The following is a 26,460-nucleotide window of genomic DNA, read 5'->3' as shown; positions in this document are numbered from 1 at the left end:
GGTCACACCCGTGCGTGCGGATGGCCTCACGTCGGCACGATTTCGAGTCCGAACTGGTGCAAGAGTCCTTCTGCGAGCTCGGTGGCACCGGCGATGAGGGCTTGATCGTCGGCGGAGGGCGCCAGATCGCTGTGGGCGGGCTGCAGGGCGGAGGGCTGCCGTGCCCATTCGGCTACCTCGGGGCGACTGTGGCCGAGGACGACGGGAGTGAAGCGGAAGAGTCCAGTGCGCTGCGTCCCGAGGACGGCCCGAAGCTCGATGGGAGCGTCCATGCGCAGCGCCAGTCGGTGCTCGTGGACGAGTGCGACCGTCTCGAAGACAGCACTGGTGAGTACCGGCGTGGCCACTGGCAGTCCGACTCCCGACTGCGGCGCTGGCAGGGCGTTGTGGGAGAGATCGACGGCAGTGACGACGGTGCCGTCGTGATGGAGCTCCACCAGCACGCCGCGTCGGCGCGTAGCGCGGGACGGGACGAGCATGTTGGTGTCGACCCAGCGCCGCAGGCCCTTGCGCGGATTGTTGTCGAGGAGATCATGGAAGAGCCGGGGGACCCGTAGCCGGGGCATCGGTACGGCGTCAGCGAGCAGGGCCTCCGCGCGCTTCCCGCTCTGGTACATGACATGCTGCGCCTCCGAGCGGGACAGCGGTGGCACCATCCTGGGGATGGGACGCGTGGGCCGTGCGGCGACGACCAGCCATGCCGCAGGGGCTTCCGACCCTCCCAGGACGAGGTCCGTGACGTGCTGGACGTGCTGGTCTAAAGCGGCTTCGGCGGCCGCCTGGCGGGCGAAGCGTTCCCGGAACGCAAGCTCGATCTGGTGCTCCGCCATGTAGTCGGTGTCGTCACGGTGCCGGAAGGGGGCGTTGAAGGTGGTCTTGTCCTTGTCCTTCTGCTGCCATCCGTAGAGGAAGTGCGGCGCCATCTCACTGGCCGGGACGTCGACAACGAGGATGTCCTTGGCGGTGCCGTCGGTAGCCGGGAGCTTGAGGTAGCTCACTCCGCTCACTGTGGGTTGCAGATGGACGCGCAGCCACTGGCCCAGCTGCTTGTCGTTGACCTCGTCCAGGTCGATGCCGACCATCGCGATGTCGTCGCTGACGCCGTAGACGAGCAGACCGCCGCGGGTGTTGGCCATAGCGGCGACGTCTTTGGCGAACTCGTTCCACTCGCCCTTGACTGGCGAGGTGGCTGGTAGGGCCTCCTTCCAGTCCAGGTCGTCGCTTTCGCCGAGCTTCCGCTGAACGGCCTCGGCGACCATCTCGTATGTCACCGGTCCCGGCGGGTGGCCGAGGAATTCGTGCAGCCGGGTCCACGATCGTGCCATCCACGCAGCCTAGTTCCCGAACGGGCGAGCATCCTTGAGGTTTTGACAACGGACGGACCGGGCTACAGGGGGCTCTGCCGCCTGGCGCACGAGCTCCGTCACCTGGTTCGGCACGTCGTACGCGTTGGGGAAGCAGCCATGCGCTGGTACGACTTCAGCGCCAGCAGCTGCGCGAGCTGGTGCTCGTTGAAGTCTGCGGCCTTCTCCGTTCAGGCCCGTTCCTCCTCGGACGACGTGAAGAACACATGCAGCTCGCGCGCGGTGATCAGTCGCTTGAACCGCGGATACGCGGTCCGCTCGATCGAAGTCATCCCCAGCCCACCGTGCGCGCTTCCGGTCCATACGGACTCCAACCATTGAGGTATGGCTTGAGGTCTTCAGGCTCGAACGCCAGCCCAGACGGCATAGTCGGTAGTTGTGTCAGCGGGTTCAGCGTCTCTACGTACTCGCGTGCCCACCGCAACCAGGCACGAGCCGATTCGACGTCGGCATCTGTTCCCGTCGGTGCGTCGAGTCTGAGTTCCAGGGCGTCGCAATACTGGCGGAGCGCGTGCGCTTCCTGCCACTGCTTTGCTTGCTCACGGAGGATTGTTCCCAACCGAGCCTGAGCAGCCTTTTCTTTGGCAGCGTCCATGGCCGCTTCCCAGCGGATGCGGCGCTCTTCTTTCGCGCGCTTCTCATCCAACTCCCTCTGCCGCTCCTCGACCGCCCGGGTCTCCAGCTCCTGAAGCACGATCCCCAGGACGTTTTCGAGTTTCGACCGCTTGCGGTCGCCCCAGTGGTGCTGCCTATGTGATCGGCTGTAACCGACCTCCAGGGCGAGCTGCTGGGAGCGATCTAGGTCAGCAGATTGGGGAAATTCCTGCTTGATCGTGACGCTACAGGTGAAGCCATCGATGACGATGTCCAGCACCCCTTCCCGGCAGCTCGCGGGGAAGTACCGGCCGTTGTAGCAGTGCGCTGAACGATTGTCACGCTCGGGGGCGGGATGCTCCCGGACCTTGTACCCCCGGCGCTCAGCCTCTGCGGCCAGTCCCTGGAGCAGCAACAGAGCTCGGCGTCGCAGGGAGGGTGGCATGAGAAGCCGGCGCTCGCTGTCTCGCAACCCCTCCACGACGCGGTGCGGTGAGCGCAGCTGCGCAGGTACTGGAACTCGCGGGTTGTCCACCGAGGACCTGTGCCCAGAGTTGGCGTGTGGGCCATCCACCAGCGATATCTGCAGGTCCCGACCCGCATTCCAAAGTCGCTGCTTCTCAATGCGCTTCCCCGCCGGAGCGAGTCCGTGCCGCTTGGCGAAGTCGACGACACGCCGCCACTCGGTCATCTCAGCTTCGTCCGGCTCCGAGATGACAACATGGCGCTCTGCGACCAATCGCTCGACGAGCCTGGTTGCCTGAGCCCGGCGCGCTACAGGGATGGGCCTTTCGCTGTAGGGCGTTGGCGGCTTCTTCTGCGCCGTCGTGCCCTTGCGCCGGCGCGATGTAGTTGTCGTCTCGGAATCGCGGCCTGTGCCCGTTGCCACGGTCACCCACGTCTTTGACCCTTCACCCGGAGCGCCGCCAAGTGTCGGATGCTCTGGATGATGACCGCGCTCCAAGTAGAACTGACCAGCCTCGGTGACCTGCGCCTGCCAACCGCCACCCTGACGGCTGACCGTCACCAGACCTCGATCGCGCAGCGCATAGGTTGACCGCCGCATGCCCGGGTCCTGGGCGCTGGGATCCTTTCCAACGGCGATGTTTCTGAGGAGGGTGAGCTGTCGGTCGTTCAACGCTGTCCAGCGGTGCATGCCACAAGTTCACAAGGGAACGGGGGCGCTTCACAAGAGCGACCGTCGCGGCGCTCGGCCATAGTTGCCAGTACTGGAGGGGCGACAGGCCGCTCTGGGGGGGGCCTTCAGCCCGGGGGCGCGGCCGAAGCGGTGGGATGTCGACGATGGGACTGTGGCGACATCAAGCGACTGCTGCCGAGGGTCGAGCGACGCTCACCCTGCGAAACCGTCGTCATCCGGAGCCAAGTGGCGCTAATGCGATGCCAGTCTATGGTGGTTTGTAGGGCTTGTGTGACGTGCGGACGAAGCCGATCCGGCTGAAGTCTGCGGAGCGACTCCTATCCCAGAGGCATGCCGTGAAGCCTGTCTTCCTCCTCCTTTTCGTCGGTGAGCCATCCCCCTCCGAACAGGAGGGCCTCCGCCTCGGACAGTCGGTGCAAGGGCCTGGGGGCCATGTATTGCGGACGTCCTATGGCCAGCCTGAAGACGTAGGGCGCTTCCTACACGAGGCACTTGCCAGTGGACGGGTGCGAAGTGCTGCCTTCCTGCCTGAGCTCCCGCCGGCGCATCTTCGATGGCTTGCCACTGAGTGGTGGGGCGCGCTTGTCGCCGACCTCGACCTCATCGATCTTGTCATCGGCGTGACGCGGAATCAATGGAGCCGGGAACAAGTTGACGAAGAGCGGCATGTTGCTGTCCTGCGGCCCAGCCGGGAGCACCCGGAGGGTAGACAGGCAGCAGCAGCGGTCCGCGAACTGGAGGGCACGGCAGCCGCTTACCAGCAGGCTCTATTCAGCGCCACACCCTCTGCGATGCGCGTGAGCTTGAGTGAAGTTAGACAGGACACCCGCGCCTGGTTCGGCGACCTCGCCGACCCCAATGTCGGTGGCGCGATCGCTTTGCTTACCCTCTCAGGTGCGCATCACTACTCGGACGACCTCGTACTGAGAAACCCTGCTGCCCTTGGCCTGGTCTGTGAGTATCCGGATGATTCACTCGCCGCACATCGACGAGATGGCAGGGTTCAGGTTTCGGCCGTCGGCACCAACGGGCAGGCGGCTCTTGGCCACCTGGCCACCTTTCGCACCCCAGCCGATGTCTGGGCGAGTGAATTGGCCGCACTTCGGGCCACAGAGGGTGCCATGGGGTACGTGGCCTTGCTGGAACTGACCGGGCTGAGTGATCCCGAAATTGTGATCGGTGAGGGGCTTGTTCTCGAACAGACAGGGCTTACTGGGGCACAGACTCTGGCCGCTACTCATTCCCGTTCTGTGAGGGTTGACGTCGGTGACATCGTCCCAGTAGCCCTTCCTGCGTGGTGCCTCAATGCCTCACTCAGGGCACCGGGGGGTGAGCCAGTCAGACCGACGCCGCTGCGTTTCGTTGCAGGTGGTTCACAGCAGAATGTGTGGGATGCGCAGTCGGAACTTCATGCACGGAGTCGGATATGAGGGAGCAACTCTTCATACCGCAACGCCTTCAGGGTGAGATCCGCAAGCATGTCATGAAGTGCTCTGAGACTCGCTTGGCGCAATTGGTCGACGAAAGCATGGACGAATACCGAAGTACCCCACTTGTCATCAAGTACACCTCGGCTCGGCTTGCCAGTAGCTATAGTGCTGGAAGTGGGCACCTTTATATATCCAATACTCCTGGGTTCACTTGGGGTGACGCCACCTATGTCACTCCGCTTGCCTTCCCGATCTCATCAGCCATCTTTGGGCGGGTTGGCGTGGTGGCCCGGTTCGATCCAACGAAATGGCTGGTCTACGATGCCACTCAGCCACTTCTGGAGGAGTTGTATATGAGGTGGACCGCACTTCAGCCTCGTAGCCGACAGTTGTTGCTTACGTGCCACTCGCAACTGGCCAATCAGTTCATGCGAAACCTCTTCAGGGCAGCCTTCCGGATCGATTGCGTGTTGTTTAAGCCCGACCAGCGCAACCGCTGGTATACGCGCCATGGTGATGTATGGATGGCCGTCTCGGACTGGGATTCAAGCCATGAGTTGGTGCATGTCGGTGCCAGCGGTTCCTTCACAGACGCGCGCGTCACGGTGCTCACGGAAGAGGAATTCGAACCAGTCCACTACGATCTTCGCCGAAATGCGCTGATCGGCCCACTGACCCCACGGGAGGCGAATCCGGTTGCCGCAGCGAAGATTCGTAAGGCTTACGCTGGAAATACCCTCGTACATCTCCACGCGTAAGGATTCTTGAAATGAAGGGGATCCTCGGACTAAGTGCCAACTTCATCGATTATATGACGAACCCTGTGCACGGAGACGAAATCAACCAGACATACGCTTCGCGATTCATCGAGCTCACTCAACGCGACGAAGGTCTGATCGGCCAGCTTGCAGCAGACGACCTATCCGCGAGTGACACAGATCTACTTTCGATGCAGTCCTGGCTTTGGTACCTGAAATGGCTGGCCACTCGGACAGCACTACCTCGGGACGAGTTCCTAACCGCCCTCTATGCGGATGCTGATGACTCCTTGATTCGCCTCATCATACTTGACTCAGTGTTGGCTCATCCAGCGGTGGTGCGCGCCTATAGCGACATCCAGGAGGGTCAATTCGTGCATCTAAATGAGCTTCCGCCGAGCTGGCCAAGGAACCTTCTTCTCAGTCTCGTTTCCGAAGGGCAAGCAACGGGTGGCGACGTCGGCGCCAGCCCGACTGAACAACTGGAAACGACTCTAGAGATAGCATCCTCCCTGCTTCAGATAACCAGTCCGTCCGCTATGGCGTTGCTGCGTGGGCTGCTGCAGTATCCGTGGCAAATGCAGGACGAAGTCGCTCGGTTGATCGATGGCGTACTGCAGTCTTCAGGCATGAGTGCCTCAGAAGTCGACCAATTGAGGCACAGGCTAGGGCTGATCTAGGTCGGATCTTTGACGGGGGGCGCATGGCGCGCGGCCGAGATTATGTGTGGCAGGGGAATCGTCGACGTGTGGTTCTGACGACCCGTTTGCGGAAGGCGCCCAGTCGGCGCCGGAGTAGGACACTGGTTCTGCTGCCTGCCACGCCTGGCTTACCACCAGCCACGTGCCCGGCCCAGCGCGGCCGCAGCGGCCATCCCGCCGACTGCCCACCGGCCTGCATAACCACGGCGCTGCATTGCGAGACGCACCGCCAGGCCGCGGGCCAGCACAAGGGTCGCGATGCGCAACGTGGCGCCCCATCCTTGGGTTGCTGCGCGTTCGTTCTCCGTCTCGCCCCGTATCTCGCCTCCGCTGGGCATCTGGCCCCCCGACGGGCCTGGCGGACGCTCCCATATGTCATCCATGCCCTCAGCGTCGCGTTTGGGGCGCCTATGAAAATAGTGGCTCTTTTATGAAACCCTTGATGGCAGAGCATCCTGGCAGGATGCGCGGTGCTGAGTCGGCAGGGGTGCGACAGTGTCCGGAGAGATTCGGCCCTTCAGCCAGGACGTGTGGTTCCTAGAAGGTGGGTTTCTCGACGCCCTGTTGATGGTGCGGGAGGTCATGCGAGCACGCGCCGAAGGTGATGCGGCACAAGAGCGCCGGGCACTGCGTGACGTCGCCGCGCACTCAGCGTTCGCCGGCGCCGGGCCTGCTGCCGAGGCGGTCGCCCGCGGGAAGTGGATCACTGAGCGCGTGCTGTCCGCGGTGGGTCGACTGCGCGAGGGCCTGCCTGCACTGGCCACCGAGCCTGAGGGTGAATCGGCTGACAAGGTAGTCGTCCTGTGGGAAAGCGCACTCTCAAGGGGACGGTCGCCCGGCGAGCTGGTGGCATGTTTCCCACGGATGTTCCCCGTCCGGGACAGCGGATCGCGGCGCTCCGACCGTGGTAAGACCGCTGCCGCGATGCGGGTGCGCGGGACGATGTGGCTGCGAGGCAATCGTGAGCTGAAGCGGGCCTGGCCAGGCATCGAGCGCCTCTACTACGAGGTCATGAACGCCGTGCGGATCCCGGTCGCCAGCCAGACCCCGCTCGCCGAGCCGGCTTTCGCCTACGAGTGGGACCGCCTGTCCAGCCGCCCGTCTGAGGAGCGCCAGCTGCTGACGGTGCTCGGCTTCCTGGCGCCGCGCCCCCTACCGTTGGTCCTCCTGGTTACCGGTTGGGAGGGTCTGCCCTCACCGCTGCGCCGGGTAGTACGCGACCCCGCCGCCGTAGGGCAGACGGTCGATGACCTTGCCGTACGGGGCCTAGTGGTCGCTGACGTGGACGGCGTGACCTGCGCAGAAGCCGTCCAAGACGCCGTGCGTCGCACGCTCGACGACAGGTCCGCGCGGTCTGCAGTGGCCTTCGCACTGCGTTTTCTACGTGCGGCGCTGCCACCCGACACGCACTTCCACGGTTCCTGGGCTGTGTGGCAGGAGGGACTGGCCCATCTGGAGGCAGCGATCGGGCACGCGGACGTTCTCGGCGTGCGACTGGAGGATGCCGCGTACCTACTGGACCGGGCCTCCGTGTACCGGAGAGAGGCAGAGTCCGACGCATCGACGGCCATCGAGACCTCTCAGCGGGCGCTCGCCTTGGCCGATCGGGCCGGCAGGCCCGATCCCATTGAGTACGCCATCTATTTGGGCAACCAAGCAATGGCCCTGCGTGCTGACCGCCAGCTCGGCCAGGCAGTCGCCGTGATGCGGCAATCGCTTGAGGTCACTCGCGCCAGCGTCGGCACCGACCACGAGGAATACGCGGGCAGCTTGAACATCCTGGGCAGCATGCTGGAGTCCTGGAAACGCTACGAGGAAGCTGAGGCCGCTCACCGCGAGGCACTGTCCATCATGCGTGGCCTGGAGTCCCGCAGCTCCGACTCGGCTGTGGTCCAAACGTTGGTGGAGGTGCTCAACGATTACGCGGCTCACCTACTGCGGGAGGACAATCCGGCCCGGCCGCCCGACGCCGACCAGCGTGCCGCCGACCTGCTGCAGGAGGCCTCCGCCTTGAAACGCCCTGGCGAGCATGGCTGGCGGCAGATCACCGCCAACACCGGCCATGCCCTGGCCCGCGCCGGGCGACTGCAGGAGGCCGAGTCCCGGTTCCGGGAGGTTGTACGGTACTGCGAGGAACACCATGGCGACCCCTCGTACGAGCTCTACGCGGCGCTGCGAGACCTGGCTGACGTTCTCCATGAACGTGGCGACCCCGAGGCCGAGCAGGTGTATCTGCGGGCGCACGAAGTCGACGACGCGGTAGGCCCGGACACCCCACCACCTTGATTAGACGGCACACCGCAGCCCAGCGCGCTGCGGAGGCCCACTGGCACGCACTCAGACCACGGCTTTCGTCAACAGGAAGGGCTGGCCGCTCCCGACGACGACTGCGTTGGTGGTGTCGACCCATACGCAGCTCCGCTGAGCAGCGCACTGGGGCGCAGGAGTGCGAGGCGGCAGCCGTCGCCCTCGGACGCGAGATCACGAAGCAAGGCTGGAGTTCCGGTCGCTGGAAGCAAGGCGGATACGCTGTGACCACCGGTTGACCTGCGAGGAAGCCGTGAGGCTCCACCCTCGGGCGAAGAGGGCGGAGCCCTTTTTCATCGGTAAGGCACTCCGCTGCGTGAGAGTTCGAAACCTCAACTGCCTGGTCGCTCAACCTGCGTTGATTCAGCCAGGCACCCCCAGCCACTCCAACAGGAGGGTTCTCGGGGGATCGCCAGTGGACACGCAGTGGACGGAAGGACCCGGAAGGATCAGGAAGGCCCGCGCAAAGCCAGAACGGCGGAGTGGCTCTGACCTGCAGTTATAGGAAGATCGAGGCAAGAGCAGGGACGGATCGGAAGATCCGATAAGGACTCATAATCCGTCGGCCGTGGGTTCGAGTCCCACCCGCCCCACCACTCGCTACGCGAGAAGAACCGTTTCCACCTGCGGGCTTGGCCGGCGTGGGGCGGTGGAACCGCCGGGCGGCCGCGGGGGATCCGGGACCGGGCTGTCGGCATCGGGATCGAAATCGCTGCGGAGCAAGGGCAGTTCGGCGGCCGCGGTCGGGCGGCGGGGCGGTGTGATGCTTGTCGGATTGCTGTGAAGGGGGAGCCTCCGCGGGCTGAACACGCGTACGCTCGCGCCGAAGGAGGGTCCATGGCCGCGCACGCGAAAGCGATCAACATGTGGTGGCTGGCCACGCTGACAGCCGTGACCGCGGCCGTCATAGCGGTCGTCCTCGTCATCCAGGCGGACTCCGGCGAAGCGACCGCCCCGGCACCGGGCAGTTCCCCCGCGAACGTGCCGAAGACGTCGACCGCGTTGCCCTAGGGCAGTTGGGACGGCCGGCCTCTCGGTAGGGTGGTGATCGTTCCGGTGACACGCGACGGTCGGCTGAAGGAGCGGGAATGCGGCTTCCTCGGGCCTTCGTGCTGTGCGCCGTCCTCGTCGTGTGTCTGAGCGGGTGCGGTGGGGTGCAGGGCGGTGTCCGGGTCGAGGGGCCCGCGGCGACGTCGATTCCCTGGTCGGGGCCCGTGTATGTGGCGGACTCCTACGGGCGGGCCTGGCAGCACCCCGAGACGATCTCCCTGGCCGAGCTCGTCCTGCTGGAGGGGATGAAGTGGCGGGGCTGGGGCTCGACGCGGGCGCGGGGCACCGGCGAGGTGCCCTGTCAGGCTGCCTGCTCCGGTGACGAACCCGGCAGCTACCGGGTCGAGGTGACCTTCAGTGATCGGGTGCGGCGCGGCTCCGTGTCGTACTACAGCGAGGTGGCGATCAAGCCCGTCGATCCCCCCGCGCCGGGCTGGGCGACCGGCATCGACAAGATGGGGACCCTGGATGTGCCGGACTCGTGACGACGATGCGAGAGCGGCCGTCGGGAAGGTCGCCGAGGTTGGCGAGGTCGGAGAGGAAACGTATGCACGATCCTCTGGGCGCCTGCGTCCGGCGGCCGCGCGCATGAGGGTGCCCGCCGTGAACGTGGGGACGAAGGTCGCGCTCGCCGTCGCCGTCGCGGCCGTGTGCGTCGCGGGTGCGATCGGGGTGCTGGTGCACCGGAGCACCGCCGCCGACCAGCTCGCCACCGCCCGCTCCGACCTGGACCGGCAACTGCTCGGCGCCGCCGATGACCTGGCGGCCGGCCGCCGCTCGCCGGGCTGGGTCGACCCGCCGGATCTGCCCGCTCCGGTGGCACGGGCGGTGCGCGGGAACGTCCGCGTGACCTATCTGCAGAGCGGGGGCGCGCATCGGAGGCTGTGGGCGGCGACCCGGATCTCGGGCGGGAAGGTGCTCGCGGTGCGCCGTTCGTACGCCCCCGAGGAGCGTTCGCTGTCCGCGCTCGACCGGACGCTGCTGCTCACGGGCGCGGCGGCCACCGTCGTGGTGTCGCTGGCGGGGCTCTTCCTGGGCGTACGGATGGGCCGTCGGGCCACGGTCGCGGCGCGCACGGCGGAGCGCATCGCCGACGGTGACCTCGACGCCCGGGTCCGTCCCGGCGGCCGGGACGAGATCGCCCGGCTCGCCGCCTCCGTCGACACCATGGCGGACGCGCTCGGCGCCCGGCTGGAGGCCGAGCGGCGGGTGACCGCCGACATCGCGCACGAACTGCGCACCCCGGTGGCCGGGATGACGACCGCGGTCGGGCTGCTGCCGCCCGGCCGGGCCTCGGAGCTGGTGAAGGAGAGCGTGGACAAGCTGCGCGGGCTGGTCGAGGACGTGCTGGAGGTCGCCCGGCTGGACGCGCAGGTCGCGGCAGTGGAGACGGAACCGCGTGAGGTCGGCGCGATGGCCCGGCGGGCGGGCGGTCCGCTCGAGGGGGTGGAGGTGCGCGTCGTGGCGGACACGGTCGTGACGACGGACCCGCGGCGCGTCGAGCGCATCCTGGTGAACCTGGCCGCCAACGCGCTCCGGCACGGTGCGCCGCCCGTGCTGGTCGAGGTCGACGGGGCGGTCGTGCGCGTCCGTGATCATGGTTCCGGCTATCCGCCGGAGCTGCTCGCGGTCCTGAACACCTCCGGTCCGCAGCGCTTCAGCAAGGGCTCCAAGACCGGCGGCACCGGCCTGGGGCTGACCATCGCGACCGGTCAGGCCCGGCTGCTGGGCGCCCGCCTCGACTTCCGCAACCATCCGGAAGGCGGGGCCGAGGTCACGTTGTCGCTGCCGGCGGACAAGGCCGCCGACCAAGGTACGGGCACGTAAGCCGCGGGCGCCTTCGGTGCTCAGCCCGCCTCCGCGCGGAGTCCGTCGCGCAGGTGGCGCAGGTCGTCGGCGTGGCGGCCCAGGCCGTTGAGGCGCAGGCGGACGGCCTCGGTGCGGGGGTCGGGACGCAGGGTGAAGGCCAGGTTCAGGGACTCGCGCAGCATCCAGAGGTCGAAGGCGAGGAGCCGGGCCGCGTGGGCCCGGGCCTGCAGCAGGTCCGGGTCGGTGAGCTCGAGGTCCTGCAGACGGGTGCGCAGGCGGTGCAGGGTGATGCTCTGTTGCCCGCACGAGCGTGCCGTCCCGCTGGAGACGGGACCCGGTTCGCCGCAGGCCGCCACCGCCGCGTCGGCCGGGGTCTGCGCGGCCACCGCCTCGTCCAGTACGGCGACCAGCGCGCGCACCTGGGCCGGGCGCGAGGGGCGGGCAGGGGCCGGGGCGCGTTGCAGACGCACGAGGATCCGTACGGCACGGTGCCACCGGACGGTGCCCGGAGGGGTGCGTATACGCATGGCTCCAGTGTGCGCCTCGCCGCCGGACGCGGGCCCTCGGTGGAGGGGCGGTCAGCCGTCGGTGGCTGTTTTGCGTTCCGTTTCGGTCAGGGGCGGGGCCTGCAGGTGGGGTCTTCTCGGGCCGAAGAGCATGGGGATCAGCATGTCCGGTGAGAAGAGGCGGGTCGCGGGTCTTTCCAGGCTCATGACGTCCAGGAGGGCGCCGAGGGCGCGCGGGTTGCGGGCTCCGGTGGCGACCGCGCGGTCGACGAAGCGGGCGAGAAAACGTTCCAGCGCGGTGGGCGGAGTGTCCGTGGCGCCGGGGTAGAAGGCGTCCTGGCCCACCGCCAGGTCCCAGGCGGCGGCGACCGGGCGGGCGGCGGCGCGCTGGAGGCGGCGGGCGGTGCCCGGCGCGGTGAGGGCGGCGGTGCGCAGGACGGTGCGCAGGGCGAGGGCGGACTGGGCGGCGACGGTGAGGCCGTGGCCGTAGACCGGGTTGTAGCCGGCGACCGCGTCGCCGAGGACGGTGAAGCCGTCGGGCCAGTGCGGGAGTTTCTCGTAGTAGCGGCGGCGGTTGGCGGTGGAGCGGGTGGTGGCGACGTCGCCGAGCGGCTCGGCGTCCTTGATCAGTTCGCCGATGACCGGGTCGCCGAGGCTGAGGGCGAAGTCCGCGAAGGCGGCGGGGTCGGAGGTGGGTTCGCCGCCGCGGGTGCCGGCGAGGGTGACGATCCAGCGGCCGTCCTCGACGGGCAGGATTATGCCGCCGCGGCCGGGGGGGTTCGCGGGGTTCGCCTGGACGTTGACGATCGGGAAGTCGATGTCGGCGCTGGCGCCCGGGGCCCGGTACAGGCGGGTGGCGTAGGCGACGCCGGCGTTCACCTCGCGCTCGGTGACCTGCGGCAGACCGAGCTCCGTCAGCCAGCCGGGGGCGTGGGAGCCGCGGCCGGAGGCGTCCACCACGAGGTCTGCGGTGAGGGTGAGTTCGTCGTCGGTGCGGACGCGGACGCCGGTCACGCGCGCGGAGTCGCCCGACAGCCCGACGGCGGTGGTGTTCTGACGGAGTGTGATGCGGTCGTCGGCGAGGACGCGGGTGCGTATCACGGCGTCGAGCAGGTCGCGGGAGCAGACCAGGTTGCGGTGGTGGGTGGCCGTGAAGCGGCGGAACCAGATCTCGTTGGGGGCCCGGGAGACCATGTCGCCCATGATGTGGGCCAGTCGGGCGCCGCTCGCGACGATCTCCCCGACCAGGCCGGGCAGCAGCTCGTCGAAGGCCTGCACACCGCCGCTCCACACGAGGTGCGCGTGCCGGGCCTGCGGGACGCCGCGGCGGGGCTCGGGCCCCTCCGGGAGCGTGTCGCGTTCGACGACCGTGACGTCGGCGAACTCGGTGAGCGCGGCCGCGGCGAGCAGGCCGGTGACGCTGCCGCCGATGACGACGGCGCGGGCCCGGCGGGCGGTGGGTCGGTCAGGCATGTGCGATCGGGCTTTCTGTACGGGCCACCCGCCGGCGGAGGGTGTGGATGGTGCGGGGGCGCTTCAGCGCCCGGGAGACGGACTCGATGTCGGCGCTCACGTGCGTGCCGGTCCGAGCGGCACCGGCACCGTCTGCCTGTGGGGCTCCCGCGCGGTGCGCGTCGAGCGCGGCGCGCACCGCGACCGCGCCGGCCACGCCACCCGCCTCCGCCTCGCCGAGCTCCGGCAGCGCGGCCTCGTACGCCTGCTGGTACAGGGCGGGGTCGAAGTACGGGTTGAGCAGGCGCAGTGCGTCGTGGATGTGCTGGCGGCGCTGCATCAGACGCAGGTCCAGCGGGGCCCAGCGGCCCAGGCGGGCGGGTGCCGCCGAGGCCCCGAGGACGCGGACCGCCCGCCACAGCGGCCGCAGCCGACGGTGCTCGCGGCCGTCCCGGACCCACTTGTGCAGGGACGGTCCCACCTGCGGCACCAGGAAGCCGAGCGCCACCAGGGCGGCCTCCATCAGCGCGAACGGCGGGGCCATGCGGGTGCTCAGGGCGTCCCAGTCGGTGCCCGACCAGCGGGCGGCGATCGCCGTGAGCTTCGCCGCGTCGAAGAGCAGGCCCGAGGCGAAGCCGAGCTGCAGCAGGACGACGCCCGACTTCAGCCAGCGGTCGGTGACTTCGGGGAACCACCTCCACAGCATGGAGGCGGCGACCAGCGAGGACACCATGTGCGCGGTGATGTAGAGCAGGATGTGCTCCCGCATCCACGGCGTCGAGGCGTAGTAGGTGTCCAGGTCGTAGATCCGCGGCTCGGGTGCGTGGGCCAGCAGGAACGTCCCCCACAGGGCGACGACGACGCCGGCGTAGACCCAGTAGATGCGGCGCATCCTGCGGCGGCGGCGCTCGGACGGTTCCTCCCGCCAGCGGATGATCATCGTCAGGCCGGTGGCGCAGAAGGCCGTGAGGAACGAATAGGCCCACGGGGAGGCGATGTTGGGCACGCCCGTCAGCTCGTTGAGCCGCCGGATGTTGACCGGGGTGATGACGACGAGGACGGCCGTGGCAAAGGTCAGCAGCAGGGTCGTCGCCCGTACGTCGGGGTCGCGCCAGGCGCGGGCGAACGTCGGGAGCTTCACGACGAGCGCCGTCGCCAGCAGCACGGTGGGCACGGCATAGGGGATGTGGAAGTGAAGGGCCGTCACAGGAGGCGTCCGCCGCGGTTGCTCAGCGACAGGTTGATACGGCCCTCCACGGTGGCCGGCGTGACCGGACCGCGCGCGTACCGGCCCGTCATCCACGTCCGCACCTCGCGGCCGAAGAGCAGGCCGAAGGTCTCCGCGTCCACCTCGTGGTCGTCGGCCGAGACCGAGCGGGCCGCCGCCGTCAGCCAGGCCTCGCGGGGGACCTGCGTCCCGGCGAGGATCTGCCGCGCGACACGCTGCAGCGACTCGGGCGTCTGGCCGGGGGCGAGGGCGCGGGCGGCCGCCGGGCCGGGGGTGTGGCCGTCGCAGGAGCCGTGCTCCTCGTGCCACAACTCATGGCCCAGGATGACCAGTTGGGCCTCCGGGACGGTGCCCTCCTCGACCACGATGATGGAGTGGTCCCCACAGTCCAGGCGCAGGCCGGAGACCGGGATGTCCGGCGGGAACGCCCGGAACACCAGCTGGATCGGCCGGCCGGTGCGCACGCTCATCGCCCGGCAGAACCCGTCCATCACGGCCCTCGGCTCCGCCGGCCGCCGGATCGACTTCGACGCCTCCCGGCCCAGCGCGGTGAGCAGGGACTTCATCGCCTTGACTCCGTTACGGTCCATCAGCGGCCGTACGAGATCCGGCTGTTCGGTATGCGGGGCTCCACGCCTGGCAGCTTAGGGGTTCCGGGGCGGGTCCTGGCGGCGGTTTATGGCCAAAAGTGATCGCCCGACGGCCAGGCTCTGTGCAACGCGAGGGGCGGGTGCCACACAGAGCGAGAAATGGGACGTGGGAGGACGATGGGAACAGCGGCGCCCGTGACGCGCCGGGTGTCCGGGGCCGCGGTCGAGGCAAGGAGGCGGCCATGGCCCGCGCCGGTTCTGCGACAGCGAAGAAGACAGCTCCCGCCCTCCCGTTCGGCCAGGTCGAACGCGAGGACCACCCCTGGGCGATCCAGCTCGTCAAGCATTCGGAACGCTCCGAGTCCGCGCACTTCCGCGCCGCGAAAGAGGTCGCGCACAAGATCCTCGACGAGCTGGCGAAGGACGAGCGGCCGTACGGGCCCGGTCCGTACGAGATGCACCACGGAGGCAGCCTCTGGGTGCGGACGGGCAGCGGCTGGCGGATGTTCCGGGCCCGGGTCGGCATCGAATGGAGCATGCAGTTCTGCGCCGACCCCGCGAAGATAGAGCGGCTCCGGCAGGAGGCCGCCGACCTCGTCGCCGCCTTCCCCGACACCCTCCCCGCCCTGGAGGCCCTCGGCTACAAGCGGGCCCGCAAGCTGCTGGACACCCCGATCACGGACGCCGACGGCGTCGCGGCCTGGACCGACTCGCTGTTCAACGCATGCGTGCCGCTGACCCGCGGGCACCACCAGGGGATCCTGCCCACCGCGGCCGGCGAGCACCACTACCCCTGGCCCATCAAGGGCGCGGACTACATCCGGTACGACGACTTCAACCTGTGGGTGACCCTGCCCGACGGCACCCACGCCGCAGTCGCACCCGTGAGCGCCCGGGGCTCCGGCGACGGACACCTGCGCATCGTGCACGCCCGGCACGGCACACCGGCCGGAAACGTCCTGGCCAAGGCGCAGCGGCGGCGGCTGATGGCCGTCCTGCCGCCGGACAGCCCCATGGCACTGGAGGCGTTCCAGCAGCAGATACCGCCCGGGGCGCGCACCGCCTCCGGCCGCCCGCGGTCCCGCACCGCGCGCGGCCGCACCCGGCAGAACGGCACTTAAAGGCGTGGGGGGACCCCCAGCGGCGTTGTCGTCAGTCGCCGACTCCCCCACTCTCGGCTTCGCTCGAGCGGGGGGACCCCCATCGCGTCGACGCCCTCCTCCGCCTTGCGGCTGCACGCTCTGCCACGCTCGAACGACCTCGCGCGGGGGCACCCCCATGACCACGCTCGGGGCGGCCAAGACGCGCCGTTCGCTGTAGCCGACCTGAGCCGGACAGGCCCCAGGCGGATTCGGCCACGTCGCGCACTCGCATCAGGGGGTCTCGGGGTCGGTGTCCTCCCCGGGGAGTAGCGGCTCATGCACCGGCTCATGCTGCGGAGGCATGACAAGTGCCTCCGTGGGCACGATGTGCCGAAAGGGCGCGCGGACCGGGCTGGTTCACGTCAGCCGGAGCAGGTCCGAGACCCGAGGAGGGCGTCATGAACCGCCAGATCCGCGTCCGCGTCACCCGCCGGCCGTCGGCCCCCCGCGACACCACCATCGACCGCAGGACACCGTCGGGACGGATCCTGCCGTACTGATCCCGCGCGCCGCTCTCAGTCCAGGCAGTGTGTGATCGCCGTACGCAGTGCCCGGCGCAGTTCCTCGGGCGGGGCCGGGCCGTCGGTCTCGGCGCCGGCCGTGACCGCGGCGGCGACGGTGTGCAGCTTGATGTTGGAGCGCTGCGAGGCCTCCCGCAGGATGTCGAACGCCTCGTCCGAGGTGCAGGAGTGGGTGGCCATCAGCACACCGCGCGCCTGGTCGATGACCGGGCGGGAAACGATCGCCCGACGCAACTGCTCGACCTCCTCGCGCAGTACGCCCAACTGCTCCGCGCGCTCCATTGCGACCGCGGAGACGGCGCGCGGGCCCGGCTCCGGGTCGGAGGGGTGGGCCCTGTGGTGCAGCGGGTCGGTGGTGTCCAGGCCGGCGAGCTCCAGGATGCGGCGCGGCTGGCCGTTCCAGTGCGTGGTCCGCACCGGGACGCGGTGCCGGTGGCCGTAGCTGTCGAGAAGGTCCAGGAACTGCAGTCCCGCCGTGTCCATGAAGACGACCCGGCCCATGTCCAGGTCGATCCGGCCGGTACCGTCCGGCAGTTCGGCCAGTGTCCTGGCCAGCGTCTCCGCACAGCCGTGGACCAGCTCTCCGCGAGGGATGAGGACCGCTCGTTCGGCGTCCACCCGGCTGTCGATCGTCAGGGCGTTCAGCCGCCCCACGAGAGGTGTGTATGTCACTGAGGTCATGGCCTGCGCCTCACTGCTCCCCGACAGTCGTCACGACGTTGAGTCACCTGGTGCCGTCGGGTCCGGCGCGGAGAGCCGTGGGTCGTGCTCCGCGGGGACCCGGCGGTGCTGACCATGCGCCTGCCCTGAGCCTCGCGGAGTACACGTGGACCGGGGGAATGACCGGTTCTTGTCGGGGGTACGGGGGCACACGTCCTGGGAGAAGAGGAAACCGGTGGGGGAAGCCGGACGAGAGGGAAGAACCGACCGGAGGAGGGCAGGAGGATGAGCGCCGCGACCGACCCCTTCACGCCCTTCGCCGAGGACCCCTTCGTCCACCCCGCGCTGTTCTACGCCGACGAGGAGGAGTACCTCGCGGGCATCGTCCCCTTCGTCCGCGAGGGCATCGAGGCCGGCGAACCCGCCGCGGTGGCCGTGCCCGCGGAGAACCTCCGGCTGATCCGGGACGCGCTCGGCGGCGCCGCCGGTGCCGTGCGGTTCCTGGACATGCGGGAGGCCGGGCGCAACCCCGGCCGGATCATCCCCGGCGTGCTGCGCGCCTTCGCCGACGCCCAGCCGCGCGGCACCCGTGTGCGCATCGTCGGCGAGCCGATCTGGGCCGGCCGCAGCCCCACCGAGTACCCGGCCTGCGTCCAGCACGAGGCGCTGATCAACGCGGCCTTCCAGGGGCGTACGGCGACCATCCTGTGTCCGTACGACCTCGAACGCCTCGACCCGCAGGTCATCGCCGACGCCCACGCCACCCACCCCACCGTCGTCCAGGGCGGCTCCGGGCGGGAGCGGCTCAGCGGCACCTACGCCCCCTCCGACGTCGTCGCCCGCTACAACGAACCGCTGCCGCCCGTGCCGGACGCGGTGGCCTTCCGCTTCGACGTCGGCTCCCTCGCCGTGACCCGGCACCTGGCCACCGACGAGGCCGTACGGCTCGGTCTCGCGCCCGCCCGCGCCGAGGACCTGGCGCTGGTCACCGCCGAGCTGACCACCAACAGCGTGGTGCACGGCGGCGGTTCGGGCGCCCTGCGGGTGTGGGCCGAGAACGGGCACGTGCTGTGCGAGGTGCGCGACAAGGGCCGCCTCACCGACCCGCTGGCCGGCCGCCGGCCCGCCTCCCGCGACCAGCGCGGTGGCCGCGGCCTGCTCGTGGTCAACCTGGTCGCCGACCTCGTCCGCGTGCACACCGGGCCCGAGGGCACGACGGTCCGCTGCTGGTTCGCCCGCCGACCGCGGGGCTGAGGGCCTGTCTTTCGGATCAGCTCGGCGTCGCGGGGTCTGGCACGCGCTCCCCCGGAGGGGGGACCCCCAGCGGCGTTGTCGTCGGTCGCCGACTCCCCCCCACCCTCGGCTTCGCTCGAGCGGGGGGACCCCCATCGCGTCGACGCCGTCCTCCGCCTTGCGGCTGCACGCTCTGCCACGCTCGAACAACCTCGCGCGGGGGCACCCCCAGGACCCCGCTCGGGGCAGCCAAGAAGCAGCGTTGCCCGGGGCCGACCTGATCCGAAAGACAGGCCCTGGCCGCGGCGACCGTCGTAGCGTGAGGGCATGCGGGTGCTGGTCGTCGAGGACGAGGAGCGGTTCGCGGCCGGGCTCCGGGACGGGCTCGAGGCCGAGGGCTTCGCCGTCGACGTGGCGCCCGACGGCGTGGACGGGCTGTGGCTGGCCCGCGAGAACGTCTACGACGCGATCGTCCTCGACATCATGCTGCCGAAGCTCAACGGCTACCGGGTGTGCCGGGCGCTGCGCGGCGAGGGCGACTGGACGCCGATCCTCATGCTCACCGCCAAGGAGGGCGAGTGGGACGAGATCGAGGGCCTCGACACCGGCGCCGACGACTACCTGACCAAGCCGGTCTCCTACGGCGTCCTCCTCGCCCGGCTGCGGGCGCTGCTGCGGCGCGACGCCCGCGAGCGGCCCGCCGTGCTCGCCGCCGGTGACCTGCGGCTCGACCCCGCGACCCGCACCGTCACCCGGGCCGGACGGGACGTCGAGGTCACCGCGCGGGAGCTGGCGCTGCTGGAGTTCCTGCTGCGCCGGGCCGGCGAGGCGCTGTCCAAGCGGACCATCCTCGACCATGTGTGGGGCGACGACTTCGAGGGCGACCCGAACATCGTCGAGGTGTATGTACGACGGCTGCGCAACAAGGTCGACCGGCCCTTCGGCCGGCGGTCGCTGCTGACGGTGCGGGGGCACGGGTATCGGCTGGTGCCCGATGACGGGTGAGCGGCGCGGGCAGCGCCGTCTGCGGGCCGTGCGCGTGCGGGCGACGCTCATCGCCGTGCTGGCCGTCGCGGTGGCGCTGGTCGCGGGCGGCACGGCCCTCGTCCTCGGGCTGCGCACCGAGCTCGGCAACGACGTACGGGACGCGGCGCGGGCCCGGGCGCAGGAGGTGGCCCGGGTGATCGAGGCGGGACGCGGGGTGCCCGCACCGACCGTGGCCGACCCCGACGAGGAGTTTCTGCAGGTCGTGGACTCGGCGGGCAAGGTCGTGGCGTCCAGCAGCAATGTGGAGGGGCTGCCGGCGCTGGCGAGGCTGAAGCCCGGTGAGCGCGCCTCCGTGAAGACGCCCCTCGACGAGGACCGCTTCCTCGTGGTCGCGGTCGGTGCCGAGGACGGCGACCGCAAGCTGGTCGTCCTCGACGGCCGTACGCCCGCCGGGGCCGCCGAGGCCGCCAGGACGGTCACCCGGCTGCTGCTCATCGGCCTGCCCGTGCTGCTCGTGCTCGCGGCCGCCGCGACCTGGGCCGCCGTCGGCCGGGCCCTGCGGCGCGTGGCCCGCGCCGAGGCGGCCCAGCGCCGCTTCGTCTCCGACGCCTCGCACGAGCTGCGCTCGCCCGTCGCCGCCGTCCGCCAGCACGCCGAGGTCGCCCTCGCCCATCCCGAGCGCGCCGACGCCCGGGCCCTGGCGGACACGGTCCACGAGGAGGCCGTACGGATGCAGCGCCTCGTCGACGACCTGCTGCTGCTGGCCCGCGCCGACGAGGGCGGCCGGGTCACCGCACCCCGTCCCGTGGACCTCGACGACCTGGTCCTGGAGGAGGTACGGCGGCTGCGGTCGGCCTCGCCCGGCCTGCGCATCGACGGCACGGGTGTGGGGGCGGCGCGTGTGACGGGCGACGAGGACGCGCTGCGACGGCTTGTGCGCAACCTCGGGGAGAACGCCGCCCGGTACGCACGCACGCGCGTGGCGTTCGCGCTGGCGGACACGGGGGACGGGCGGGTGCGGCTGGTCGTCGAGGACGACGGCCCGGGGATTGCGGAGGCCGACCGGCGCCGGGTCTTCGAGCGCTTCGTACGGCTCGACGAGTCCCGTTCGCGCGATGCGGGCGGCGCGGGGCTCGGCCTTGCGATCGTCGCCGAGGTGGCGGCGGCGCACGGCGGGAGGGCGCTGGTGGAGGACGGGGCGCGGTTCGTGGTGACCTTGCCGTCGGGGGAGTGAGCGGGCGGGACGTGGGGCGGCGGGGCAAGCGGAGCTGAACGCTCCGTCAGCTGCGTTCAGGGTCTGTTCAGCGGGCGCGAGGCACGCTCGGTGCAGTACGTCGAAGGACGTGGACGCCGAGGAGGCCGTCATGCGACACAAGGCCCTGCTGCCCGCACTGGGAGCCGCCGTCCTGCTGGCCGGCGCCTGTTCCGGGAACGCGAACAGCGACACGAACGCGAAGAAGAGCCCGTGCATCCACGTCGTCGACGAGGACACCGGCCGCACCGGATCCGCCTGTCTGCCGCTCGCCCCCGACAGCGCCCGCGTCGACGTCGCCGCACCGCACTTCACCCACCCGACCCCGATCACCAACCCGACGCACCCCACCTCCGAGGTCGCCCAGACCGTCTACGGCGGCCAGGAGTCCGGCAAACCCTTCCGCACCGAGGTCACCCTCCTCCCCGGCACCAAGACCATCACCTGGGGCGGCCGCACGATCCACGCGGCGATCTCGCAGTACGTCGCCTTCTCCGGCGGACGGATCCACGAGGTCGCCGACGACTGGTACGCCCAGGCCGACGACGGCTCGGTCTGGTACCTCGGCGAGGACGTCTTCAACTACGACAACGGAGTCGTCGCCGACACCGAGGGCACCTGGCAGGCGGGCCGCGACAAGGCCCCCGGCGCGATGATCATGCCCGCGCACCCGCGCAAGGGCGACGTCTACCGCACCGAGAACCTCCCTGGCGTCGTCTTCGAGCAGGTCACGGTCCGGGCCGTCGGGCGGAGCATCGAGGGGCCGTACGGGAGGATCCAGGGCGCGATGACCGTGCACGAGCTGCACATGGACGGCTCGACCGAGGACAAGGTCTTCGCTCCCGGGTACGGGGAGTTCTCCACGGGCTCCGCGAGCGGTGACCTGGAGGCGGTGTCGCTCGCCGTGCCGACGGACGCGAAGCGGGCGCCGGTGCCGGCGGGGCTCGGCGCGCTCACCGCGGCGGTGCGTACGGCTCACGCAGGCCCGACGTCGACCATGGTGCGCGCGGTGCGCGGGGCCTGGGACGCCTACCGTGCCTCCGACGCCGTACCGGCGCTGCTGGAGCGGCAGATGACGCGGGACCTGGACGCCTGGCAGAAGGCGCCGCGGGACCGTGCGGCGGCGCTGCGGGTCGAGCAGAACACGACGGATCTGCGGCTGCGGTACGAGTCGGTGAGGACCGTCGACCGGGAGCGATTCGGCATGTGGGCACGGCAGTTGGGGATCGACGCGGGCGCCGGGGACGAGGGAGCGGTCGCCGGGGACGTCACCGGCCTCGAACTCGTCCGGCAGCGGCTGACGGGCACCGACACCGCCAAGTCGGCTGTGATCACCGCCGACTTGAAGAAGGCCCGGGATGCGGCCGACCGCAGGGACACGGCGGCGGCCGGACGGCTGGCACGCCAACTGGCCCAGGACCTCGCCGCATTGAAGGGATGACGACGGGCCGCCGGGCTGTGTGTCAGGGGGCTGTGTTTCAGGTGGTCAGGTGGCGGACGTGTCGAGTGCCAGCGGCTCGATCTTGCCCTCCAGCATGTAGCCGAGGCCCTGTACGGCGCACACGTCCGGCCGTTCGGCGATGTGCACGGGCATGTGGGTGGCGTGCATCAGCATCTGGTCGAGGCCGGGGAGCAGCGCGCTGCCGCCGACCATCATGATCCCGCGGTCGGCCAGGTCGGCGACCAGGTCGGGCGGGCAGTCCCTGAGCACCCTGCCGATGCCGTCGAGCACGGCGGTCAGCGGGGTCTCGATCGCGTCGCGCACGGCGGCGGTGTCGACCTGCACGGAACGGGCGAGGCCGGTGGTGACGTCCCGCCCGTGGATCTCCGTCGACTTGGGGCCCTGCATGGTGAGCCCGTTGCCGGACAGGGCGAGGTGCAGCGGTCGTACGGACTGACTGGGGAGCATCAACGCGTGCTGGTGGCGCAGGTGTTGGACGATCGCATGGTCGACGGCCTCGCCGCCGACGGGAATGCGCTCGGCGGTGACGATCGAGCCGAGGGAGAGGACGGCCACCTGGGTGGCCGCGGCCCCGCACACCATGACCATGGTGGCCTCGGGCTGCTCGACGGGCAGCCCGCACCCCACGGCGGCGGCGATCAGCGTGTCGACGAGCTCCACGCGCCGCGCACCGAGCCCGACGAGCGTCTCGATGGTCGCGCGTGTGGCCAGCGGGTCGGAGTCGTGCGGGGTGCAGGCCGCGGCCCGCAGGAAGGGCTTGCGGCGCAGGGAACGGCGGATCCGGTCGCCGAGCAGCTGCCGGAGCATGCGCTGGGCCATCTCGATGTCGACGACGGTGCCGCCGGAGATCGGGCGGACGACACGGATGTAGTCGGGGGTGCGGCCCTGCATCTTCTCCGCGAACTCGCCCACGGCGATCAGGGCGCCGGTACGGGTGTTCATGGCGGCCACGGACGGCTGGTCGACGACGAGGCCGGCGCCCCTGACATAGACGCGGGTCCGGGCCGCCCCCAGATCGACGGCGAAATGGCAGCGGCGAAGCTGCTCCAGACTTGCGGTCATGCAGATCCTCCCGAGAGCGCAGAAGCGGGGCCGCCTGTGGGGCGGCGGGCCTCGTTCGTTCCATGGGGCCTGGGCCGCCGGGTGGCGGGCCTCTCTGGCATCGTGCGGGGACGAGGGGGCGGGCGCCGCTTGGAGGGGGCCGGGTGGGGGTGCCGCCGAATGGTGGGTTTCATCCCTTATGCCTGAAGTGAATGTCAAGTAAATACCGTATGAGGGTGTATGCGGTGCGGATGCCTGGCGGGAACCCACCACTGCGCCGACCCGCCACAGTGAGGTAGTCAGGGGCGGGGGTGGTCCGCGGCTCGGACGATGCCTCGGATCACTCCCAGCTCCACCAAGTCCTGGGGGCGGATGCGGAGCTGGTCGGCCGTCGCCTCGACCTGGTCCTGCGGTCGCTTGAGGATGGCTGCGGCCAGCTCCGGTGCGATGACGGAGAAGTAGCTGTCCGGTGTGGCCCAGGTGTTGCCGGCCGCGGCCAGTGCGAGGGCGCCGCCGGAGCCGCCCTCGCCGATGACCAGGGTGGTGACCGGGGTGCGGGCGGCCGCCAGCGCGCCGAAGAGTTCCGCGATCGCGGCTCCTGCGCCTTGGCGCTCCGCGTCCGCGTCGTTGGCGGCGCCGGGGGTGTCGACCAGGGTCAGTACCGGGATGCCGAGGCGGTCGGCGAGGCGTACCAGGCGGGTGGCCGTGCGGTAGCCCGCGGGGCGGGTGGGGGTGCCGGTCTGGGCGGCGAACGCGACGGTGCGTCCTGCGTGCTCGCCGAAGCCGCAGAGGATGCCGTCGGGGTCGGTGCCGCCCGAGCGGTCGCCGCTGATGGCTACGCGGTGGGTGAAGTAGGCGTCCAGGTAGGCGTTTGCTCGGGGGCGTCGAGGTGAGCGGGCGCGTTGGACTGCGGCCCAGCCGGTGGTGGGCGGCTCCTGTGCGGCGAAAGCGAACGGGAGTGGGGCCGCTGAGGGTGGTGCCGCGTTGGGGCGTTTGGCGTCTGCGGCTTCGTTGTGGCTGGTCGCGCAGTTCCCCGCGCTCCTATGGGGTGCGTACCGAACCGTCTCGCCTGTCAGTAGCCGTAGCCATCGGCCCAGCGTCTCTCGCAACTCACGCGGTGGCACCACCGCGTCCGCCGACCCCGCCGCCACCTGTGCCTCCGCCGTGTACGCCCTCGGGTCCGCGTCCGCCGGGCGGACCCGTGAACCCGCGAAGCCCACCTGCACCCCCGGTAGCGCGAGGATCACGTCGGCGCCCGCGCCCAGGGTGGCCCAGCCGCCGCCCGTCGTCGGGTCGCGGAGGACGGCGATCTGGGGGAGGCCGGCCTCGCGGGTCAGTGCCGACTGGCGGGCCACGCGCTGGAGTTGGGTCAGGGCGAGCATGCCTTCCTGCATACGGCTGCCGCCGGTGGCGACCAGCGGGACGACCGGGAGGCGGTGGGTGCGCGCGTAGGTGTATGCCGCCTCCAGCCGGTCGCCGGTGCGTTCGCCGAGGGAGCCGCCGAGGAAGCCGAACTCGAAGGCGATCAGCACCGCTTGCGTGCCCGCGACCTGAGCCGTGCCGCACACGACGGACTCCTGCTCGCCGGTGCGCTGGGCGGCCCGGGCGCGTGAGGCGTCGTAACCCTGCCAGGCGAGCGGGCCGTCGGGTGCGGACTCCCTTGTGGGGGAGGGGAGTTCGGTGAAGGTCGAGGGGTCGGTCAGCAGGGCCAGGATCTCGCGGGCGGAGAGGCGTTCAGTCACGGTTCAGGGCCCGCTTCATGATCTTTCCCATGTCGTTGCGGGGGAGGGCGGAGAGATGGTGGACGACGCGGGGGCGTTTGTGCGGGGCGAGGCGGTTGGCCACGTGGTCGGCCAACTCCTCGGCGGTGGGCGGTGATTGCGGGTCCGCCGGAACCACCCATGCCACGATCCGCTCGCCCAGGTCCTCGTCCGGCTCCCCGGTCACCGCCGCCTCCCGTACCCCCGGATGTTCCAGCAGCGCGTTCTCGATCTCGCCCGCCCCGATCTTGTAACCCCCGCTCTTGATCAGGTCGGTGGCCTTGCGGCCGACGATCCGGACGTACCCGTCGGGGTCGCGCACCGCCATGTCCCCGGTGCGGAACCAGCCGTCGGCCGTGAAGGCGGCCTCCGTCGCGTCGGGGCGGTTGAGGTAGCCGGTGAACAGGTTCGGGCCGCGCACCTGGATCTCGCCCACGGTTTCGGAGTCGTACGACGTGATCGGCGACCCGTCCTCCTCCATCAGCCGGAGCTCGACCCCCGGCAGCGGCACGCCCACCGTCCCGGCCCGCGCCTCGCCGTCCGCCCGCACGCTCGTGTTCATGAGGGTCTCCGTCATGCCGTACCGCTCGATGACCCGCCGTCCGGTCGCCGCCGTGATCCGCTCGTGGTCGTGCACGGGGAGGGCCGCCGAGCCGGAGACGAGCAGCCGCGCCCGGCCCAGCGCCTTCGCCAACTCCGGTTCCCCGGCGAGCGCCTGGGCGATCCGGTGGTACATCGTCGGCACCCCGAACAGCATGGTCGCGCCGCCGTTCAGCTCGCGCGCCACGCCCTCGGTGCCGAACCGCCCCAGGTGGCGGACGGATCCGCCGCGCCGCAGCGGGCCGAGGATGCCCAGCACCAGTCCGTGCACATGGAACAGCGGCAGCCCGTGGACCAGTACGTCGTCGCCGGTCCACTGCCAGGCGTCCGCGAGCGCGTCCAGCGTGGAGGCGATCGCGCGGCGCGGGATGACGGCGCCCTTGGGCGGGCCGGTGGTGCCGGAGGTGTAGACGATCAGGGCGGGGTCCTCGTCACCGACGGACGGGGAGGGGGCGGGGGTGGGTGTTGCCCCGCCCGGCAGGGCTGCAGGGACATCGACGCGTTCCAAGTCCCGTAGAGGAAGGGGGAGTTCGTCTCCCGGAGCCGCCAGTACCAGCGACGGCGTGCTGTCGGACAGGATGTGGCCGAGTTCCTTCTCGCCCGACTTCGGGTTGAGCGGCACCGCGGCCACCCCGGCCCGCAGCGCCGCCACCACGGCCACCGCCGTCTCCAGCGCGGGCGTGGCCCAGACGGCGACCCGTTCGGCGCCGGCGATCCGCTCCGCCAACGCGCCCGCCACGGCGCCGAGTTCCGCGTACGTCAGGGAGCGGTCGCCGAACTGCAGGGCCGGCTGCTCGCTCGGGCCTTCCAGGGCCGGGAAGAGAAGGGACACGCGGCGCACTCCTTGTGGCTGG

21 protein-coding genes and 1 pseudogene are annotated in these 26,460 nt (G+C 70.3%); 12 read left to right on the top strand and 10 right to left on the bottom strand.

What is annotated here, in order from left to right:
• Positions 1–26: 26 nt before the first annotated feature.
• The gene (locus ABZ880_RS16525) at positions 27–1,325 is read right to left on the bottom strand and encodes an ATP-binding protein (RefSeq protein WP_361262481.1); all 1,299 of its coding nucleotides are present in this window, start codon (positions 1,323–1,325) and stop codon (positions 27–29) included.
• 307 nt (positions 1,326–1,632) lie between these two features.
• Positions 1,633–3,114: a hypothetical protein gene (locus tag ABZ880_RS16520; RefSeq protein WP_361262478.1), complete on the bottom strand. Its 1,482-nt coding sequence runs from the start codon at positions 3,112–3,114 to the stop codon at positions 1,633–1,635.
• A 509-nt stretch (positions 3,115–3,623) separates the two neighbouring features.
• Here ABZ880_RS16520 and ABZ880_RS16515 point away from each other — a divergent pair.
• The 7 genes from ABZ880_RS16515 to ABZ880_RS16485 all read left to right on the top strand — a co-directional run bounded on the left by ABZ880_RS16515 (position 3,624) and on the right by ABZ880_RS16485 (position 11,190).
• Positions 3,624–4,547 (top strand): hypothetical protein, encoded by a 924-nt coding sequence (locus tag ABZ880_RS16515; protein WP_361262475.1) that lies wholly within the window; start codon positions 3,624–3,626, stop codon positions 4,545–4,547.
• A complete protein-coding gene (locus ABZ880_RS16510) occupies positions 4,544–5,305 on the top strand; it encodes a hypothetical protein (RefSeq protein ID WP_361262473.1) in 762 nt (253 codons plus the stop codon). The genes ABZ880_RS16515 and ABZ880_RS16510 overlap by 4 nt, the downstream gene beginning before the upstream one ends.
• 11 nt (positions 5,306–5,316) lie before the next feature.
• A complete protein-coding gene (locus tag ABZ880_RS16505) occupies positions 5,317–5,985 on the top strand; it encodes a hypothetical protein (protein WP_361262470.1) in 669 nt (222 codons plus the stop codon).
• A gap of 516 nt (positions 5,986–6,501) precedes the next feature.
• Positions 6,502–8,292: a tetratricopeptide repeat protein gene (locus ABZ880_RS16500; protein ID WP_361262468.1), complete on the top strand. Its 1,791-nt coding sequence runs from the start codon at positions 6,502–6,504 to the stop codon at positions 8,290–8,292.
• Positions 8,293–9,150: 858 nt separating this feature from the next.
• Positions 9,151–9,324, top strand: coding sequence for a hypothetical protein (locus tag ABZ880_RS16495; protein ID WP_361262465.1), 174 nt, complete (start codon positions 9,151–9,153; stop codon positions 9,322–9,324).
• A gap of 77 nt (positions 9,325–9,401) precedes the next feature.
• A complete protein-coding gene (locus ABZ880_RS16490; RefSeq protein ID WP_361262462.1) occupies positions 9,402–9,848 on the top strand; it encodes a hypothetical protein in 447 nt (148 codons plus the stop codon).
• Between the two features lie 118 nt (positions 9,849–9,966).
• Entirely contained in the window at positions 9,967–11,190 is a 1,224-nt protein-coding gene (locus ABZ880_RS16485; protein WP_361262459.1) for a HAMP domain-containing sensor histidine kinase, read from the top strand.
• Between the two features lie 20 nt (positions 11,191–11,210).
• Here ABZ880_RS16485 and ABZ880_RS16480 read toward each other — a convergent pair whose 3' ends face one another.
• From ABZ880_RS16480 to ABZ880_RS16465, 4 genes are read right to left on the bottom strand one after another with little or no spacing between them, the layout of a single operon-like run.
• Positions 11,211–11,699: a hypothetical protein gene (locus ABZ880_RS16480; RefSeq protein WP_361262456.1), complete on the bottom strand. Its 489-nt coding sequence runs from the start codon at positions 11,697–11,699 to the stop codon at positions 11,211–11,213.
• Between the two features lie 51 nt (positions 11,700–11,750).
• The gene (locus ABZ880_RS16475) at positions 11,751–13,151 is read right to left on the bottom strand and encodes an FAD-dependent monooxygenase (protein ID WP_361262453.1); all 1,401 of its coding nucleotides are present in this window, start codon (positions 13,149–13,151) and stop codon (positions 11,751–11,753) included.
• Positions 13,144–14,337 (bottom strand): MAB_1171c family putative transporter, encoded by a 1,194-nt coding sequence (locus ABZ880_RS16470; RefSeq protein ID WP_361262451.1) that lies wholly within the window; start codon positions 14,335–14,337, stop codon positions 13,144–13,146. The genes ABZ880_RS16475 and ABZ880_RS16470 overlap by 8 nt, the downstream gene beginning before the upstream one ends.
• A complete protein-coding gene (locus ABZ880_RS16465) occupies positions 14,334–14,948 on the bottom strand; it encodes a toxin (RefSeq protein WP_361262450.1) in 615 nt (204 codons plus the stop codon). Before ABZ880_RS16465 ends, ABZ880_RS16470 begins: the two co-directional genes overlap by 4 nt.
• A gap of 242 nt (positions 14,949–15,190) precedes the next feature.
• Between ABZ880_RS16465 and ABZ880_RS16460 the strand changes: the two genes are divergently transcribed.
• Positions 15,191–16,069 (top strand): DUF6424 family protein, encoded by an 879-nt coding sequence (locus ABZ880_RS16460; protein ID WP_361262447.1) that lies wholly within the window; start codon positions 15,191–15,193, stop codon positions 16,067–16,069.
• Between the two features lie 551 nt (positions 16,070–16,620).
• Here ABZ880_RS16460 and ABZ880_RS16455 read toward each other — a convergent pair.
• Positions 16,621–17,292 (bottom strand): annotated as a pseudogene (locus ABZ880_RS16455) (ANTAR domain-containing protein); the annotation flags it as partial.
• Positions 17,293–17,556: 264 nt separating this feature from the next.
• Here ABZ880_RS16455 and ABZ880_RS16450 point away from each other — a divergent pair.
• The 4 genes from ABZ880_RS16450 to ABZ880_RS16435 all read left to right on the top strand — a co-directional run bounded on the left by ABZ880_RS16450 (position 17,557) and on the right by ABZ880_RS16435 (position 22,184).
• Positions 17,557–18,525: an anti-sigma factor RsbA family regulatory protein gene (locus ABZ880_RS16450; RefSeq protein WP_361262445.1), complete on the top strand. Its 969-nt coding sequence runs from the start codon at positions 17,557–17,559 to the stop codon at positions 18,523–18,525.
• 306 nt (positions 18,526–18,831) lie between these two features.
• Positions 18,832–19,509, top strand: coding sequence for a response regulator transcription factor (locus ABZ880_RS16445; protein WP_361262442.1), 678 nt, complete (start codon positions 18,832–18,834; stop codon positions 19,507–19,509).
• Entirely contained in the window at positions 19,499–20,725 is a 1,227-nt protein-coding gene (locus ABZ880_RS16440) for a HAMP domain-containing sensor histidine kinase (protein ID WP_361262440.1), read from the top strand. Before ABZ880_RS16445 ends, ABZ880_RS16440 begins: the two co-directional genes overlap by 11 nt.
• 130 nt (positions 20,726–20,855) lie before the next feature.
• Complete coding sequence (locus ABZ880_RS16435) at positions 20,856–22,184, top strand: hypothetical protein (protein ID WP_361262437.1); 1,329 nt, start codon at positions 20,856–20,858, stop codon at positions 22,182–22,184.
• A 45-nt stretch (positions 22,185–22,229) separates the two neighbouring features.
• Here ABZ880_RS16435 and ABZ880_RS16430 read toward each other — a convergent pair whose 3' ends face one another.
• The 3 genes from ABZ880_RS16430 to ABZ880_RS16420 form a co-directional block, all read right to left on the bottom strand.
• Positions 22,230–23,267, bottom strand: coding sequence for a rod shape-determining protein (locus tag ABZ880_RS16430; protein ID WP_361262436.1), 1,038 nt, complete (start codon positions 23,265–23,267; stop codon positions 22,230–22,232).
• Between the two features lie 278 nt (positions 23,268–23,545).
• A complete protein-coding gene (locus ABZ880_RS16425; protein ID WP_361262434.1) occupies positions 23,546–24,988 on the bottom strand; it encodes a carboxyl transferase domain-containing protein in 1,443 nt (480 codons plus the stop codon).
• The gene (locus ABZ880_RS16420) at positions 24,981–26,438 is read right to left on the bottom strand and encodes an acyl-CoA synthetase (RefSeq protein WP_361262430.1); all 1,458 of its coding nucleotides are present in this window, start codon (positions 26,436–26,438) and stop codon (positions 24,981–24,983) included. Before ABZ880_RS16420 ends, ABZ880_RS16425 begins: the two co-directional genes overlap by 8 nt.
• Positions 26,439–26,460 lie beyond the last annotated feature (22 nt).

The organism is Streptomyces sp. NPDC047043 (genome assembly GCF_040644055.1).
GTDB lineage: Bacteria > Actinomycetota > Actinomycetes > Streptomycetales > Streptomycetaceae > Streptomyces.
This window is presented reverse-complemented; position numbering and strand designations above follow the sequence as displayed.